At 71.6% G+C, this 15,195-nt stretch carries 16 protein-coding genes; 9 read left to right on the plus strand and 7 right to left on the minus strand.

All coding sequences use genetic code 11. The annotated features are described in order from the left end of the window. Positions 1-81: 81 nt before the first annotated feature. Both ACFW9D_RS25145 and ACFW9D_RS25150 read right to left on the minus strand, forming a co-directional pair. Entirely contained in the window at positions 82-1,080 is a 999-nt protein-coding gene (locus ACFW9D_RS25145; protein WP_188337756.1) for an inorganic phosphate transporter, read from the minus strand. A gap of 9 nt (positions 1,081-1,089) precedes the next feature. Then, a complete protein-coding gene (locus ACFW9D_RS25150) occupies positions 1,090-1,710 on the minus strand; it encodes a DUF47 domain-containing protein (RefSeq protein WP_188337757.1) in 621 nt (206 codons plus the stop codon). 227 nt (positions 1,711-1,937) lie between these two features. Here ACFW9D_RS25150 and ACFW9D_RS25155 point away from each other — a divergent pair, with 227 nt between their 5' ends. Further along, the gene (locus tag ACFW9D_RS25155) at positions 1,938-2,291 is read left to right on the plus strand and encodes a metal-sensitive transcriptional regulator (protein ID WP_223206029.1); all 354 of its coding nucleotides are present in this window, start codon (positions 1,938-1,940) and stop codon (positions 2,289-2,291) included. Positions 2,292-2,333: 42 nt separating this feature from the next. Here the strand turns inward: ACFW9D_RS25155 and ACFW9D_RS25160 are convergent, their stop codons facing one another. Beyond that, positions 2,334-2,522 carry a hypothetical protein gene (locus ACFW9D_RS25160; protein ID WP_384625097.1) on the minus strand — a complete coding sequence of 63 codons (189 nt, stop codon included), beginning with the start codon at positions 2,520-2,522 and terminating at the stop codon, positions 2,334-2,336. Between the two features lie 152 nt (positions 2,523-2,674). After that, positions 2,675-3,520: a hypothetical protein gene (locus ACFW9D_RS25165; RefSeq protein ID WP_384625100.1), complete on the minus strand. Its 846-nt coding sequence runs from the start codon at positions 3,518-3,520 to the stop codon at positions 2,675-2,677. Between the two features lie 118 nt (positions 3,521-3,638). On the opposite strand from ACFW9D_RS25165, the gene ACFW9D_RS25170 reads away from it, so the two are divergent. Together ACFW9D_RS25170 and ACFW9D_RS25175 are read left to right on the plus strand one after the other, a co-directional pair. After that, complete coding sequence (locus ACFW9D_RS25170) at positions 3,639-3,845, plus strand: hypothetical protein (RefSeq protein WP_384625103.1); 207 nt, start codon at positions 3,639-3,641, stop codon at positions 3,843-3,845. 52 nt (positions 3,846-3,897) lie between these two features. Next, positions 3,898-5,469, plus strand: a complete 1,572-nt coding sequence (locus tag ACFW9D_RS25175) for an FAD-binding oxidoreductase (protein ID WP_384625106.1) — start codon at positions 3,898-3,900, stop codon at positions 5,467-5,469. 49 nt (positions 5,470-5,518) lie between these two features. Here ACFW9D_RS25175 and ACFW9D_RS25180 read toward each other — a convergent pair whose 3' ends face one another. Beyond that, entirely contained in the window at positions 5,519-6,232 is a 714-nt protein-coding gene (locus ACFW9D_RS25180) for a phosphatase PAP2 family protein (RefSeq protein WP_188337762.1), read from the minus strand. Positions 6,233-6,461: 229 nt separating this feature from the next. Continuing rightward, positions 6,462-7,472 carry a bifunctional lytic transglycosylase/C40 family peptidase gene (locus tag ACFW9D_RS25185; RefSeq protein ID WP_188341429.1) on the minus strand — a complete coding sequence of 337 codons (1,011 nt, stop codon included), beginning with the start codon at positions 7,470-7,472 and terminating at the stop codon, positions 6,462-6,464. A gap of 157 nt (positions 7,473-7,629) precedes the next feature. On the opposite strand from ACFW9D_RS25185, the gene ACFW9D_RS25190 reads away from it, so the two are divergent. The 4 genes from ACFW9D_RS25190 (at position 7,630) to ACFW9D_RS25205 (ending at position 11,737) form a co-directional block, all read left to right on the plus strand. Further along, a complete protein-coding gene (locus ACFW9D_RS25190) occupies positions 7,630-10,254 on the plus strand; it encodes a bifunctional serine/threonine protein kinase/MFS transporter (RefSeq protein ID WP_384625109.1) in 2,625 nt (874 codons plus the stop codon). Positions 10,255-10,353: 99 nt separating this feature from the next. After that, positions 10,354-10,800, plus strand: coding sequence for a hypothetical protein (locus ACFW9D_RS25195; protein ID WP_384625111.1), 447 nt, complete (start codon positions 10,354-10,356; stop codon positions 10,798-10,800). Between the two features lie 191 nt (positions 10,801-10,991). Beyond that, on the plus strand, positions 10,992-11,396 hold the full coding sequence (locus ACFW9D_RS25200; RefSeq protein WP_384625114.1) for an Imm50 family immunity protein: 405 nt from the start codon (positions 10,992-10,994) through the stop codon (positions 11,394-11,396). Continuing rightward, complete coding sequence (locus ACFW9D_RS25205) at positions 11,393-11,737, plus strand: hypothetical protein (RefSeq protein WP_384625117.1); 345 nt, start codon at positions 11,393-11,395, stop codon at positions 11,735-11,737. The genes ACFW9D_RS25200 and ACFW9D_RS25205 overlap by 4 nt, the downstream gene beginning before the upstream one ends. A 312-nt stretch (positions 11,738-12,049) precedes the next feature. Here the strand turns inward: ACFW9D_RS25205 and ACFW9D_RS25210 are convergent, their stop codons facing one another. Further along, on the minus strand, positions 12,050-12,970 hold the full coding sequence (locus ACFW9D_RS25210; protein ID WP_384625119.1) for a hypothetical protein: 921 nt from the start codon (positions 12,968-12,970) through the stop codon (positions 12,050-12,052). 205 nt (positions 12,971-13,175) lie between these two features. Between ACFW9D_RS25210 and ACFW9D_RS25215 the strand changes: the two genes are divergently transcribed. Beyond that, the gene (locus tag ACFW9D_RS25215; RefSeq protein WP_384625122.1) at positions 13,176-14,537 is read left to right on the plus strand and encodes a M1 family metallopeptidase; all 1,362 of its coding nucleotides are present in this window, start codon (positions 13,176-13,178) and stop codon (positions 14,535-14,537) included. A gap of 269 nt (positions 14,538-14,806) precedes the next feature. Next, positions 14,807-15,115 carry a hypothetical protein gene (locus ACFW9D_RS25220; protein WP_188337772.1) on the plus strand — a complete coding sequence of 103 codons (309 nt, stop codon included), beginning with the start codon at positions 14,807-14,809 and terminating at the stop codon, positions 15,113-15,115. Positions 15,116-15,195 lie beyond the last annotated feature (80 nt).

The following is a 15,195-nucleotide window of genomic DNA, read 5'->3' on the forward strand; positions in this document are numbered from 1 at the left end:
CGCATCTGCGTGGTGCATGAGCAGATGCGACTGCGGCTTTTCGTGGGTTGCTCGCGCAGTTCCCCGCGCCCCTGGCGGCGCTTATCCGAACGCCAGCCAGATGACCCCGTAGCTCGCGGCAGCGACGAGCGCCGCGGCCGGCATCGTGATGAACCAGCCCAGGATGATGTTCTTGGCGACGCCCCAGCGGACGGCGTTGACGCGCTTGGTGGCGCCCACACCCATGATCGCCGAGGTGATGACGTGCGTCGTCGAGATCGGCGCGTGGAACAGGAACGCCGAGCCGAACATGATCGAGGCGCCGGTCGTCTCCGCGGCGAAGCCCTGCGGCGGGTCCAGCTCGATGATCTTGCGCCCCAGGGTCCGCATGATCCGCCACCCACCGGCGTACGTGCCGGCGGACAGCATCACGGCGCACACGATCTTGACCCAGACGGGGATCGGGTCGTCGAAGGACTCGTGGCCGCCGATGACGAGGGCCATCACGACGATGCCCATCGTCTTCTGGGCGTCCTGCAGACCGTGGCCGAGCGCCATGCCCGCGGCCGAGACGGTCTGCGCGATACGGAAGCCGCGCTTGGCCTTGTGCGGGTTGGAACGCCGGAAGAGCCACATGATGAGGGTCATCACGAGGTAACCGACGACGAGGCCGATCACCGGCGAGGTGAACATCGGGATGACGATCTTCTCCCACACCCCGGTCCAGTAGACGGTGGTCCCGCCCGCGAGGGCGGCACCCACCATTCCGCCGAACAGGGCGTGCGAGGAGGAGGACGGCAGTCCGAAGTACCAGGTGATCAGGTTCCAGATGATCGCGCCGACGAGGGCGGCGAACAGGATGCCCATGCCCTTGTCGCCGACGGGCGTCGCGATGATGCCCTCACTGACCGTCTTGGCGACACCGCTGCCGAGGAAGGCACCGGCGAGGTTCATCACCGCGGCCATGGCGAGCGCCGCGCGGGGCGTGAGCGCACGCGTGGAGACGGACGTGGCGATCGCGTTCGCCGAGTCGTGGAAGCCGTTCGTGTACGTGAATCCGAGCGCGACGCCGATGGTCACGATCAGGGAGAAGGTGTCCATGAGCCGGCCTCAGGACTCCTTCACGGCGATGGTCTCCACCGTGTTGGCCACGTGCTCGAAGGCGTCGGCCGCCTCTTCCAGCACATCGACGATCTGCTTCAGCTTCAGCACCTCGATGGCGTCGTACTTGCCGTTGAAGAGGTGGGCCAGCAGCTTGCGGTGGATCTGGTCGGCCTGGTTCTCGAGGCGGTTGACCTCGATCCAGTACTCGGTGAGGTTGTCCATCGTGCGCAGGTTCGGCATGGCCTCGGCGGTCAGCTCGGCCGCCCGGGCCAGGACCTCGATCTGCTGCTCGACGCCCTTGGGGAGTTCCTCGACCTGGTAGAGGACGACCAGGTCGACGGCCTCCTCCATGAAGTCCATGATGTCGTCGAGGGACGACGCGAGGGAGTAGATGTCCTCGCGGTCGAAGGGCGTGATGAACGAGGAGTTGAGCTGGTGGAAGATCGCGTGGGTGGCGTCGTCACCGGCGTGTTCGGCTGCCCGCATCCGCTCCGCGATCTCGGCCCGGGCGGAGGAATCCGCCCCGAGCAGTTCCATCAGGAGCTTCGAGCCCGTGACGATGTTGTCCGCGGACGCGGCGAACATGTCGTAGAAGCTCGTCTCCCTGGGGGTCAGACGAAAGCGCACAAGGGGTCCTCGGGGTGCTCTGGATTCGGTCAGGCTGATGCTAGGCGCATCATCCGGCCACGGCTAACCGGCGTTACCCCAGTGTCGCCCATCAGGCACAGTGATCGGCACGGGGCCCGGGCAAGCCGCCACAGGCCCGGAAAATCCGGTACCGTATACCCACCAGGGGTATACGGACGACAGCATGACACGGGAGGTCGGACACGGTGACGACGGAGACCACGGACATGACGAACACGTCACACGCCGAGCAGCCGGTCGAGCCCGCGGGCGAGATCGTGACCGACCACGACCGCGGCATCCACGGGTACCACCACCAGAAGGCCGAGCACCTCAAGCGCCTGCGCCGCATCGAGGGCCAGATCCGGGGCCTGCAGCGGATGGTCGACGAGGACGTCTACTGCATCGACATACTCACCCAGGTCTCGGCCTCCACGAAGGCCCTGCAGTCGTTCGCCCTGCAGCTCCTGGAGGAGCACCTGCGCCACTGCGTCGCCGACGCGGCGGTCAAGGGCGGCGACGAGATCGACTCGAAGGTCGAGGAGGCCACGAAGGCGATCGCACGGCTGCTGCGCACCTGAGAAGGCCCCGGGCCCCGGGACGTGTCCGCGGGCCCGGGGTGATCAGCGGCCGCTGCGCCGCTCGGAGTCGTCGCGCCGCGCCTCGGCGACCCGCAGCACCTCGTCGATCCGGTCCGCGCTGAGCCGCTCCTCCACGGCGGACGCCGCGATGATCAGCTCACCGCACAGCTCGATCTCGGCGAGGGCGACGTGGTCCTGCACCGCCGTACCGGCCGGGAGCGCCACGATCATCACCTCTTCCCTGTCGCCGAAAACCGCCCGGCCGTCGCCGGACAGCTCCCAGGGTAGGGACCGGGCGGGTCCCCGGGCATGGCACGGAAGAACCATTTCCGCCACCCCGCCGGGCCACGGCGGCCCCCGGGCCGTGCCCGCTTCCCGCGGTCCTACTTCTCCGCGACCTCGCCCGAGAAGATGTCCCCCCGCGCCGGCAGCCGCACGCTCGTCTTCGTACCGAAGTCGTGGAGCAGGGTCGTCGAGGACACCACCGCGTTCTTGCGGCCGCGGCCACCGTGCCGTTCCCCGTCGAAGGTGAAGCGGTGCCTGACCTTGCGGATCAGCCCGCCCTCGTCGAGGTAGACCTCGAAGGTCACCGGCTCCTTGCTGAACCCTTTCGCCGCGGCGGCGAGCGTCGCCCTCGTCCCCGCGGACGCGGCCGCGGCGGCCGCCGCGAGGTCGACCCGCCCCCGGTAGTGCCGAGTCGGCACCCCCGCCACGTCGATGTCGCCCACGTACGTCACGTCCCGCGCCCCGCGCAGCAGCTCCGCGGCGGCCAGCGGGTCGGTGGCGCCTCCCGTGACCAGGTTCCCGTCGTCCAGCGAGGCCGTGTCGACGCGCACCCACTTGTCGGCGGGCACGCCCGCGCCCCGGTTCTTCATGTAGAGGGCGCCGGGGGCGAGGAGCTCGGTGATCGGCCGGTGCTCCTCGGCGCCGGCCGCGTCCTGCGGCAGCCGCACCTTGAGCCGGCCCTTGCCCGCCCGGTAGTCGTAGACGCCGGCGCCGCGGATGGTGACCCGGGTCCCGCCGCTGGCCATCTCCATCGAGGTCGTCGCCTCGGAGCTGCCCTCGCGCACCAGCCGGTCGGCGGCGCGGTGCACGGCCTGGGTCGGATCCGCGTTCCGGTCCCCCGCCTCGGCTCCGCCGCCGCAGCCGGCGACCCCCGTCACGATCCCGGCCACGGCCACGGCCGCCGCCGCGCCCCTCACCCGGCGCCCGTGCTGCTGCACCACCATCGCTTGCCTACCCCCAAGCCTGTCCGTGCGTGTGCGGGCCGCTGTCGACCGGTTAACGACGGGTAGGGACGGCCGTCACGCGAACGGGGGGTTTACATGCGCCCGCTACCGTGGCCGTGTGGCGCACGAGGAGACACAAGAGAAGAACGGACACACGGCGACGGTCGTGGAGCAGGGTCGTTTCTGCCTGGCCCGCTGCACCTGCGGCTGGCGCGGCCCCGCCCGCAGGGCCCGCAGCAGGGCCCGTACGGACGCGGAGGAGCACACCGAGGCGCACACCGGGGAGGACGCCGGAGGACATCCCGGGGAACACGGGGAACCCTGACGGAACCCGCCGCCTCCGCTTCTCGTCTCCTGTGAGGAACAAGGGGGTCGGTATGGAACGGCGCGGATTCATCGCGGCATCGGCGGCAGCGCTCGCGACGGGGATCACCGCCGCCTGCACCTCGGGCGGCGGCGGCACGGCCTCCCGCACCGGCACGTCCACCACACCCGTCCGCTCGCGCAACGCGAGCGCGGACGCCTCCACGAAGGCCGCCGCGGACCTCGCGGGCCTGGCCCGGGACCTCGACGGCGGACTGGTGCGGCCGGGACAGGCGCAGTGGGCGGCGGCCCGGCAGCTCTACAACACGCGCTACGACTCCCTGAAGCCGACGGCGGTCGCGTACGTCGCCGGCGCCGACGATATCCGTACGGTCCTGGCGTACGCGCGCTCCCGCAAGGTGCCGCTCGCGATACGCAACGGCGGGCACTCGTACGCCGGTTGGTCCTCCGGCGACGGGCGGATCGTGCTCGACGTGTCGCGGATGGCCTCGGTGCGGTCCTCGGGGAACAGCGCGGTGATCGGCGGGGGCGCCAAACTCATCGACGTGTACCGGGCGTTGGCCGCGAAGGGCGTCACGATCCCGGCGGGCTCCTGCCCCACGGTCGGCATATCCGGCCTGACGCTCGGCGGCGGCCACGGCGTCGTCTCCCGCGCGTACGGCCTCACCTGCGACAGTCTCACCGGCGCGACCCTGATCACGGCCGACGGCAAGCAGCTGACCGCCGACGCGACGACGAACAAGGACCTGTTCTGGGCGCTGCGCGGCGCGGGCAACGGCCAGTTCGGCGTCGTCACCGAGCTCCGCTACAGGACGCATCCGGCGCCGCGGGCCGTCTCCGCGTTCATGACCTGGCCGTGGGCCAAGGCCGCCACCGTGCTCAAGGCCTGGCAGCGCTGGGGCCCGGACCAGCCGGACGAGATCTGGTCCTCGCTGCACATCGCGGGCGCGGCCGGGGGCGGCCCGACCATCTCCGTCGCCGCGTTCTCCCTCGGCTCGTACACGGAGCTGCAGAACGCGGTCGACCGGCTCGCCGACGGCCCCGGCGGCCCGGGCCCCGCGACCTCCGTCTCGCTCAAGCGGCGCTCCTACGAGGAGTCGATGGAGGTGTACGCGGGTTGCTCCTCGTTCGGCTCGGACGAGCTGTGCCATCTGCCGGGTACGACACCGGGCCGTTCCCCGCGGGGCGCGCTGCAGCGCGAGACGTACGCGGCGCACTCGGACTTCTTCGACCGCTCGCTGTCCGACGCGGGGGTGCGCACGCTGCTGCGGCAGCTGGAGCGGGTCGCGGAGGGCGCGGGCTCGGTGGCGCTCACGGCGCTGGGCGGCGCGGTGAACCGGGTGGATCCGACGGCGACGGCGTTCGTGCACCGCCGCTCGCGGATGCTCGCGCAGTACATCGTGTCGTGGCGTCCGGGCACCTCCGGAACGGCGGCCCGGGGCTGGCTGAAAAAGACCCATGACGTGATGCGCCCGTACGCGTCGGGGGCGGCCTACCAGAACTACACGGACCCGACGCTGACGAACTGGCGGCAGGCGTACTACGGGCCGGCCGCCGCCCGGCTGTCGACGGTCAAGCGCCGCTACGACCCGACGGGCTTCTTCTCTTTCCCACAGTCGCTGTAGGTTCCCGCGGTCGCCGCGCCTTCCCGCGGTCGCCGTGGCGCGGCCGGGGCTAGGCCGCCAGGTCCCGCTCCGTCGCGGGGTCCCGGGACTCGGGGAGCTCGACCGCTCCGGGCTCCGGCGTCGCGGGCCTCGGCGCCCACACGAGCCGGCCGAGCCGCCCGGTCCGCCCGATGGCCCGCGCGAGCGGGGTCAGCACGGCGGAGGCGAGCGGGGAGAGCAGCAGGGCGACGGCGGTGCCGAGCGCGAAGCCGCCGATGACGTCGGTCGGGTAGTGCACGCCCATGAAGACGCGGCAGAAGCCTTCGAGGACGGCGAGGCCGATGCCGACGAGGCCGAGCTTGCGGTTCGCGACGAAGAGGGCGGCACCCATGGCCATCGCGAGGGTGGCGTGGTCGCTGACGAACGAGAAGTCGTTCTTCCCGTTGATGAGGACGGTCAGCCCGTCGTGGTCCTTGAAGGGGCGCGGGCGCTCGACGAAGCCGCGGATCGGCACGTTCACGAGGACGGCGACGGCGGCGGCGAGCGGGGCCCAGACCACGGCGGCCACGGACGAGGCGGCGTCGTCGAGCGTGCCGCGCTTCCGCGCGCCCCACCAGGCCCACAGGACGACGAGGACGAGGCCGAGCAGGATGCCGTACTCGCCGACGAACTCCATGAGCTTGTCGGCCCAGCCGGGCGTCGAGTCGGTCAGTCCGTTGATGTCGTAGAGCAGCGTGACGTCAGGGTTCGACCCGGAACTCTCGATCGCCTCGAGTCCAGCCATAGTTCTGCGGCCCCTTCGTCTTCAGCCACCCCCGTGGTCGTTGTCTTCGGTCGAGCAGTTGTGATGCGGTCCCGCCATTGTGCGGCGGTTCTGCAAGAGGAACGCACGCCCCCGCTCTTTACGTTCCGCACTCCACCGAATGATCACGCAGACGTTATCGAAGAGAGACAGAAAACCGCAGCTCAGGGCCAGGCCTTTACGGAGAGTTCCGGCCGTGTCCGGCGGGAGGTCACACCTCGGGCGAAGCGGTCGGCAGTGCCCTCGCCCCGTCCTCGGTGACGCGGGTCGCACCGAAGTAGTCCGGGGTGTCGACCGGGTCGAAGCGGATCACGGCGCCCGGGCGCGGCGCGTCGATCATGTAGCCGCCGCCGACGTAGATGCCGACGTGCCGGATCGCCCGGCTGTTGCCGAGGTCGTCGGAGAAGAACACGAGGTCGCCCGGGAGCAGTTCGCTGCGCTTGGGGTGCGGCCCCGCGTTGTACTGGTCGTTGGCGACGCGCGGCAGCCGCACGCCCACGGTCTCGTACGCGGCCTTGGTCAGCCCGGAGCAGTCGAAGCGGCCGCCCTGGTCGGCCGTGCCGTTCCCGCCCCACAGATAAGGGGTGCCGAGCTTCTTCTGCGCGTAGGCGATGGCGGTGGCGGCCTGCCGGGACGGATCCACCCGGCCGACGGGCCGCGCGAAGCTCTTCTGCAGCGTCGTGATGGTCTTCACGTAGTTCTGCGTCTCGCGGTAGGGCGGCACGCCCTTGTACTTGATCACCGCGTAGGCGCCCGCGTTGTAGGAGGCGAGCATGTTCTTCGTCGCGTCGCCCGGCACGTCCTTCACGTAGGAGGCGAGCTTGCAGTCGTACGAGGCCGCCGAGGGGATCGCGTCGTTCGGGTCCCAGATGTCCTTGTCGCCGTCGCCGTCGCCGTCGACGCCGTGCGCGGCCCAGGTGCCCAGGATGAACTGCGCGATCCCGTACGCCTTCGCGGGGCTCTTCGCCTTCGGGTTGAAGCCGCTCTCCTGGTAGAGCTGCGCGGCGAGCAGCGCCGGGTTGATCGCCGGGCAGAGGTTGCCCCACTTCTGCACCAGCGGCTGGTAGGCGGTCGGCACGGAGCCCTTGGCGAGTCCGACGGCGCCCTGCCCCACCCCGTTCACGAGGCTGCCCGCGGCCATGTACGTGCCGACCACGAGCAGGGTCACGAACGCGGTGCCCCCGGCGGCGGCCGATCCCGCGACGATCCACGCCTTACGCACCGTCAACCGCCCTTCACCCCACGGGAGTCACCAGCCGCCCAGTCTAAGCGGGAGGCGGCCCCGGAACCGGGACGCATTCCGGCATATTCAGGCCGGTCCGCGTCCCGGCTCGGCCAATCGCCTGCCGGGGGCCGCGCGGCGCCCCTACAGTTCCGGCGTGGACCAGCTGATCACCTCCGATCCGACGCACATGGGCCCCTACCGGTTGATCGGCCGGCTCGGCGAGGGCGGCATGGGACTGGTCTATCTGGGCCGCTCCGAGGCCGGCCGGACGGTGGCCGTGAAGGTCGTCCAGGCCGAGTTCGCCGCGAACCCCGAGTTCCGGCGCCGGTTCGCCCGCGAGGTGGCCGCCGCCCGGCGCGTCGGCGGGGCGTGGACGGCGGACGTGCTCGACGCCGACACGGACGCGGCGCTGCCGTGGGTGGCGACGCAGTACATCCCCGGCCCGGACCTGACGACGGTCGTCGGCAAGGACTTCGGCCCGCTGCCCGAGGACTCCGTACGGGTGCTCGCGCACCGGCTCGCGACCGCGCTGCAGGCCGTGCACGACGCGGGCCTGATCCACCGTGACCTGAAACCGTCCAACGTCCTGGTGACGGTCGACGGCCCGCGCGTCATCGACTTCGGCATCGCCCGCGCCCTGGACACCCTCACCGGCGACAGCCTGCACACCCGCACCGGCATGCTGATCGGCTCGCCCGGCTTCATGTCGCCCGAGCAGGTGCGCGGCCTCGAACTCACCCCCGCCAGCGACGTGTTCTGCCTCGGCGCGGTCCTCGTGCACGCGGCGACGGGGCGGCTGCTGTTCGGCGCGGGCGAGTCCGGTCTGAACGCGCACCTCTTCCGCGTCGCCGAGGAGGAGCCGGATCTGACGGGCGTGCCCGAGTCCCTGCTGGAGCTCGTCCGCGCGTGCCTGTCCAAGGACCCGGCCGCGCGGCCCTCCCCGCGGGAGATCGCGGAAGCGACGGTTCCCTCGAGCGACGGCGAATGGCTGCCGGGCCCGGTCCTCGCCCAGCTGGGCCGGCACGCGGCGCGGCTCCTCGACTACGCGCCGGCGACGACGCCCCGGGCGCCGGTGCCGACGCAGGTGGACCCGGCGCCGAGCGTCCCCGGCCAGTTCGGCGCGCCGCCCGCACCCGCGTCCGCGTCCGTGCCCGCTCCTGTTCCCACTCCCGTTCCCGCTTCTGTTCCGGCGACTCCGCCACCGCCCGCGTACGCGCCGACGGTGCCGGTCGCCGACCCCTCGGTCCCGCACCCGCGGCGCTGGTGGGGACTCACCGTCCTGGCGCTGGTCCAACTGCTCGTGCTGGGCGGCCAGGTCGCGACGTCCGCGCTGTCGAACGCGACGCACGACCTCGGTCTCTCGGCCGGCACACAGCAGTGGGTGTTCCTCGGCAGCGACCTGGCCTTCACCGGCCTGCTGCTCCTCGGCGGCCATCTGGCCGACCTGGCGGGCCGCAAGCGCGTGCTCGTCATCGGCCTGACCGGCTACGCACTCGCCTCGGCCGTCTCCGGGGCCGCCGCCGACGGCTCGATGCTGCTCGTGGCCCACGCCTTCCAGGGCGCCTGCGCCGGCCTCCTCACCCCGGCCGCGCTCGCCCTCGTCTCCGTCAACTTCCCCGAACCGAAGGCGCGCGGGCGGGCCTTCGGCGTCTACGCCACGGTCGCGGGCGGCGGCACGCTCCTCGGCTACCTGTACAGCGCGGCCCTGAGCGAGTACGCGTCCTGGCGCCTGTTCTTCTACGCCGGCGCCCTCCTCGCCGTACTCGCCCTGCTCGGCACGGCCAAGCTCGTCCACGACGGGCCGCGCCGCGCCGTCCCCCGCTTCGACCTCCCGGGCGTGCTGCTGGGCTGCGGCGCGGTGACGGCCCTCGAGTACGGGCTCTGGAACGCGCTGGCCCCCGAGAACGACGACCCGGTCCTGCCTCCCCTCCTCGCCGGCGGCGCGCTGCTCCTCGGCTTCCTCTGGCGACAGGCGAAGGCGGCGGATCCGCTGATCCCCGCGTACGTCCTCGCGGACCGGGGCCGCCTGACCGCCCTCGCCGGCCTGCTCCTGGCGGGTCTCGCCACGTCGTTCCTGCCCGGCCTGATGCTGTGGCGCAGCATCGCCCTCTCCCCCTCCTCGTCGGGGTACGACCCCATGGACATCGCGCTGGCCGTGCTGCCGGTGCCCGTGGCCGCGCTGATCGGCGCCACGCAGATCTCCGCCCGCCTCCTGCACCGCGTCGCCCCGCGGATCCTCGCCGCGACGGGCCTCACGCTCGGCGCGGCCGGCCTCGTGATCCTCTCGATGCTCGACGCGATGAACTCCCACCCCGGCCGCACCGCCCTCCCGGCCACGGTCGTCATGGGCCTCGGCCTGGGCCTGGCCCTCGTACCGCTCTACGCGGTCGCCACCGACGGGGTCGCGACGGCGGACGCGGGCGGGGGCGCGGCGGCCGCCGTCACCCTGGCGACGCTCGGCTCCTCGCTCGGCTGGACCGTGTTCACCACGGTCCGCGCCTCCACGACCGCCTCCCACCTGGAGGACTCCCTGTCGTCCTCGTCCGACCCGTCGGTGCTCTCCCAGGTGAAGGAGGGCGTGATCCCTACGGTGTCCTCGCTGCCCGCCGCCGTACGGCCGGCCGTGACGTCGGCGATCCAGGCCGGCCTCGCGCAGCCCCTGTACTGGCTGGCCGCCCTCACGTTCCTGGCGGCCCTGCTCACCGCCACCTTCCTCCGCCCGACCACGCCACCCCGACCGCCGACCGGGCTCTCGTACCCTCCACACCCATACGCGTAGTCCCTCCCACGCGGGAGTCGGGGCCCGCCTCGCCACCAACCGCTCGGCGCGATCACGCGTCGCGCCGAGCACGGACGGAACGGCGGAGAATGCTCAACCATGAGCAGCAGCACGATCGAATCCCGGCTGAGCGCGTGCGGACTCCTGCTCGTGGAACGCCCCGCCGCCTGCCCGACCTCACCCACTCCCCGCGAGGCCTTTCACCTCGCCGTCGGGTTCACGACCTCCCCGTCCGCGAGAATCCCGAAGCGCTCCCCGGCCGCGGCCGAGCGCGCCACTCAGGCCTGGCTGTCCCACGCCCGCTGGACCGGCGTGATCGCCGAGGACGACGACACGTTCCTCGTAGCCGCCGGCATCGACGGCCCCTGGCTCCGCGTCCGCCTCCCCCGCCCCGCCTTCTCCCTCGCCCCCTTGGCGGACCCCCAGGGAGACATCGAGCTCACGACCCGCTCCCACAGCGGCGACCGTGTCTGCGCGATCAGCACGGACGACGGCGAGTACTGGATCATTTCCGAGCCCTGTCCCCCGGAGGACTCATGGGCATAACCAGCATCGGAGGCCGCGAAACTGCTCGGTACGAGCACGAAGAAGGACACGATCAACAAGGCGCCGGAAGAGGTGATCCGGCACCCCAGGCCGCACGGCACTCCGGAGGCTCTCCGAGCGCCGAGCTCAGGGCGGACTCGACCGCCGGATCCGCGACCGCGCGCCAATTTCCAGAAAGGTGCTGAGCCGGCATGCAATGGGTATCCCTCCTGCACAACCCAGAGGGCATCACCGCCGTCTACCAGGGCGCCCCTCCGGCCCTCCGCGGTGTCCGCCTGCACGAGGTGACGCTCCTGCGGGAGGGGCCGACGCTGAGGCTGCGCCTGGACCTGCCCGCGTACCCCGCGCGACCACCCAGCAAATGGGCGGCCCAATGCTTCGACACCGTGCAGGTCGAGATCTCCTTCAGCGGCCTGAGCTCCGTCTCCCTCACCGGGTTCGGGAAGGACATCACGGCTGACATCTCCCTCACCAGGGCGGATGGCATCACCGTGAGCGCCACAGCCCCTGGTTTCCGCCTCCAGGCGAGTGCCGCGAGCGCCCTCCTCTCCACGCTGACCGCTTACGCCGACAGCCAACAGGAGACAACCGAATGACGCGCCCCCCTACGGGCCTTCACCAACTCCATCAAGCGCTGGACCGGCTCGCCTGGCCGGCCGAGCGGCAGATCGAGCACCTCCGGCGCTGGGGCGTCGGGCCCGATGAGCTTGCTCTGGAGTTCGACGACGCCTACCGCATGGTTCCGGCCCTCGACTCGCAGGGGATACTGCCCGACGACGTGGGCGCTCGGCTGCGGCAGGTCGACTCGCTCCTGGAGGAGATGAGCGAGGGCGCGGACCCGGAGTGGACGCACGAAGCGGTGACCCGGTCACCGACGTGGGACCGACTGCGCCACTCCGCGCAAGCGGCTCTCGAAGCCCTGCACAGGAACCGGTGACGCGAAGAACCCCGTCGGGGGCTGCCTGCCGCAGGCCGGAGGTCAGGTTCTCCACGAGCCTGGAATGCCCGGACCGCTGCGGTGACGTCCTGAAGATCAGGGCCCCGCTGATGAGGGAAGGTCGACGGTCACGGCACCGCCGGGCGGGACAGTTGAACGGTCCTATTGGCGTTTCCGTAGCCGCCGAGGACACCGACCTCCTCCGCATACGCACCAGAGCCGTACCCAAGAAGGTCGTCACCACCACCCGCGCCCAGTGGAACGCCTTCGTACTCGGCGTACAAACAGGCGAGTTCGGCCACGTCGCCCCGGCTACTCCGCCCGCTCGTACGTCCGCACCGTCTTCGGATGATTGCCGATCTTGACCAGGCGCAGCGGACCGTCGGCCGAGTCCACCGCGAACGAGTACTCGGTCTCGTCCTCCGGTGGGCAGTACGCCGTCTTGGTGCCCTCTTCGAGCTTGAAGTTGTTGATCGTCAGGTCGTGCTGGTCGAGGCCGGTCAGCATCGCGGTGCCCTTGCAGCGCGGGCCGGTGACGGACTCGATGGTCAGGCGGGCGCTTCGGCTGCCGGCGGCCTGGTCGATGGTGAGTTGCTGGGTGCCGTCCTGGGAGCGCCAGCGGCCCACGAACCACTTGTGGATGGGGCGGTAGGTCTCCGTGGGTGAAGCGAATCCCGACGGCTTCTTCCAGGTCAGCGTCGTCGTGCCGATCCAGCTGCGGTCCACGAAGTCGACCCGCGCGCCGGCGCCACGGACCCGGGGTTTCGGCTCGAAGCCCTGGTCCGACACGACGCTCGTGGCCCAGGTGGACAGATCGCCCGTGCCGACCGCCGCGAGCACGTCCTGCGGCTCCTCGCCGTCCCGGCAGTACGTGCCGAAGCCCGCCACCACCCACACCGTGCCCCGGTACGCCTTCGCCTCGATGCCCTGGCACGGGTCCTCGGCCGTCGCGTAGACCGTCTTCGGTGCGGACCAGGCCTCCGCGGCCGCGTCGCGGTGCTTCGCCTCCAGACCCCGGCCTTTCGCGTACGTCAGGGACAGTTCGCGGCCGTCGGACAGGCGGAGCACCGTGTGGTCGTCGTCGGAGTCGAGCGTCTTCGAGTCCGGCTTCTGCGGCGCCGCACGCCCCGGTTCCTCGGCCGCGGGTCTCGCCCTTTCGTCGCCGCAGCCGGCCACCGTCCCGCCGAGCAGCAGTACCGCCGCCGCCCACACCACCGCCCGCTGCACGTTCATCCCCGTCACCCACCTGGTCGAGCTCGAACATCACGCCGCCCCTGTGTCCTCGGGGGGCACCGGCGAGGATGCGCGCCACCGGGCCGGCGGTTGCACGGGTTCCGGGATGTTACGTCCCGTAGGCCCCGCCCCGTAGCGGAACCGGTCCCGTCACTTCGCGCACGGCGGGGTGTGCCGGGCCGACCCTGTGGCACGATCTGCGGCCATGTCGCCGTCAACTGCCCTGCGCAGACTGCTTGTTGTGTTCCTCCTGCTGGTCGCCGCCGCCGCGACCGGCTCCGGCGGGGCGACCGCCGCGACCCAGGCGACGAGCGGCACCGCCACCCCCGACCGCCCCCGCTACGACGTCTCTCTGCGCTCCGACGCCACCGGCGACCGCTGGACAGGACGCCAACGCGTGTCGTTCCGCAACGCCTCCGCGCAGCCCCTGCGCGAGGTCTACGTACGTCTCTGGGGCAACGGCCCCGACGGCTGCGCGGCCCCGGCCGTCAAGGTCTCCCACGTGCGCGGCGGCACCGCAGCGCCGCTGACCGTGGACTGCACTGCCCTGCGCATCGAACTCCCCGCCCCGCTCCAGCAGGGCCGGCGCGCCACCATCTCCTTCGACGTCGAGCTCACCGTGCCCGACCGCACCGAGCGCTTCGGCCGCGAGGGCGCCTTCCGCTTCCTCGGCAACGCCCTCCCCGTCCTCGCCGTGCACGACGCGACGGGCTGGCACCTCGACCCGTACGCGAGCAGCCTGGAGAGCTTCTACACGCTGGCCGGCGACTTCCGCGTCACGCTCGACCACCCGACCGCCCTCAAGGTCCCCGCGACCGGCCGCACCGCCACCCGGCCCGGCGCCCCCGGCCGCACCCTCACCCGCAGCGTCGCGCGGAAGGTGCGGGACTTCGCGTGGGCGGCCGGACCGTTCCGCACCGCCGACACGACCACTCCCGGTGGCGTCCGCGTCCGGTCCTACTGGTCGCCGGACACCCCCGCCGAGGGCGTCCGCATCAACCGGCGCGACGGCGCCACCGCCGTCGACGCGCTCGGCGCCTCGCTCGGCCGCTACCCGTACGGCGAGATCGACCTCGTCATGACACCCGGGTTCCCCGGCGGCATGGAGTACCCGGGGCTCGTCCTGCTCGGCACCACGGAGGAGGGCGGCGCCGCCGTCCACGAGATCGCCCACCAGTGGTGGTACGGGATCGTCGGCAACGACGAGTACCGCTCGCCCTGGCTCGACGAGAGCTTCGCCCAGTACTCCAGCTTCCGCCTGATGGGCATCCTCGAGGAACAGTGCTCGTACGGGACCAGCTGGCCCGACGACGAGGCCGCCCTCACCAACTCCATGGCGTACTTCTCGACGCACCCCGGTTCGTTCCGCGTCCTCTACTCCCTCGGCCCCTGCGCCCTGTGGGACCTGGAGCGGACCATCGGCTCCGCCGCCATGGACAGCCTGCTCCGGAACTACGCCCGCGACCACTGGTACGGGGTCTCCACCACCGCCGCCTTCAAGCGGGCCGCACAGGCCGCGACCAGCAAGGATCTCGGCCCGTTCTGGGACGCCCACCGCATCAGGTGACCCCGGGGCCGAGCGCCCCGACGCCGCCGTACGCCGCCCCCTGCGTTCATTGCTCCAGGTAAAACGGCGTGATACACAGAGTGACCATACGTTCCTGCGCGGTCCCGGAATCTCCGTCTCCATGGTTCCGGGACCGCGCGTGCGTAGGAACTCGGCCAAGGAATGGCGCCAAGTGTGCGGGCACCGGCTCCGTTCTGAGGAAGAATGGGCCTGACCTCTGCGCTGCGGCGGGGGCGACAGAACTACCCACTTGGGGCGGTGAGTTACACATGCTGCTGGCAGCCGAAAAAGGCGACATCACGACCATCATCGGCGGGATCGCCCCCGACTGGGGCCCGTTCGGGACCCTCGGCAACGAGGCGCGCGTGATGATCGAGGTCGTGATGGCCGTGGCCATCCTGCTGTGCCTCGGTATCGCGATCTGGGGCGCGGCCAAACAACGGATCGGGGCGACGGCCCTGCGCGACACCTTCAGCGCCGAGCAGGGCAAGGGTCTGATCATCGCGGGCCTGACCGGGGTCTTCATCATCGGGTCCCTCGGCACGCTCTTCACCATCGTGTACGGGATGGCCGTCTAGCGCGATGCGCTTAGCCCGGTTCACGCATCGTCAGTTTCGGCCCGGTTCCCGCCGGTTACTTCTCCTGTCCCCGTCCCCAT

Origin of the sequence: Streptomyces sp. NPDC059524 (genome assembly GCF_042749255.1) — a bacterium.
GTDB lineage: Bacteria > Actinomycetota > Actinomycetes > Streptomycetales > Streptomycetaceae > Streptomyces > Streptomyces xanthii.

Excerpts from the sequence above, each read along its gene's own strand:
- ACFW9D_RS25145 (WP_188337756.1), bottom strand. The coding sequence starts at position 1,080 with ATGGACACCTTCTCCCTGATCGTGACCATCGGCGTCGCGCTCGGATTC.
- ACFW9D_RS25160 (WP_384625097.1), bottom strand. The coding sequence starts at position 2,522 with ATGATCGTGGCGCTCCCGGCCGGTACGGCGGTGCAGGACCACGTCGCC.
- ACFW9D_RS25210 (WP_384625119.1), bottom strand. The coding sequence starts at position 12,970 with ATGAACGTGCAGCGGGCGGTGGTGTGGGCGGCGGCGGTACTGCTGCTC.
- ACFW9D_RS25175 (WP_384625106.1), top strand. The coding sequence starts at position 3,898 with ATGGAACGGCGCGGATTCATCGCGGCATCGGCGGCAGCGCTCGCGACG.
- ACFW9D_RS25200 (WP_384625114.1), top strand. The coding sequence starts at position 10,992 with ATGCAATGGGTATCCCTCCTGCACAACCCAGAGGGCATCACCGCCGTC.
- ACFW9D_RS25165 (WP_384625100.1), bottom strand. The coding sequence starts at position 3,520 with ATGGTGGTGCAGCAGCACGGGCGCCGGGTGAGGGGCGCGGCGGCGGCC.
- ACFW9D_RS25195 (WP_384625111.1), top strand. The coding sequence starts at position 10,354 with ATGAGCAGCAGCACGATCGAATCCCGGCTGAGCGCGTGCGGACTCCTG.
- ACFW9D_RS25180 (WP_188337762.1), bottom strand. The coding sequence starts at position 6,232 with ATGGCTGGACTCGAGGCGATCGAGAGTTCCGGGTCGAACCCTGACGTC.
- ACFW9D_RS25220 (WP_188337772.1), top strand. The coding sequence starts at position 14,807 with ATGCTGCTGGCAGCCGAAAAAGGCGACATCACGACCATCATCGGCGGG.
- ACFW9D_RS25155 (WP_223206029.1), top strand. The coding sequence starts at position 1,938 with ATGACGAACACGTCACACGCCGAGCAGCCGGTCGAGCCCGCGGGCGAG.
- ACFW9D_RS25215 (WP_384625122.1), top strand. The coding sequence starts at position 13,176 with ATGTCGCCGTCAACTGCCCTGCGCAGACTGCTTGTTGTGTTCCTCCTG.
- ACFW9D_RS25205 (WP_384625117.1), top strand. The coding sequence starts at position 11,393 with ATGACGCGCCCCCCTACGGGCCTTCACCAACTCCATCAAGCGCTGGAC.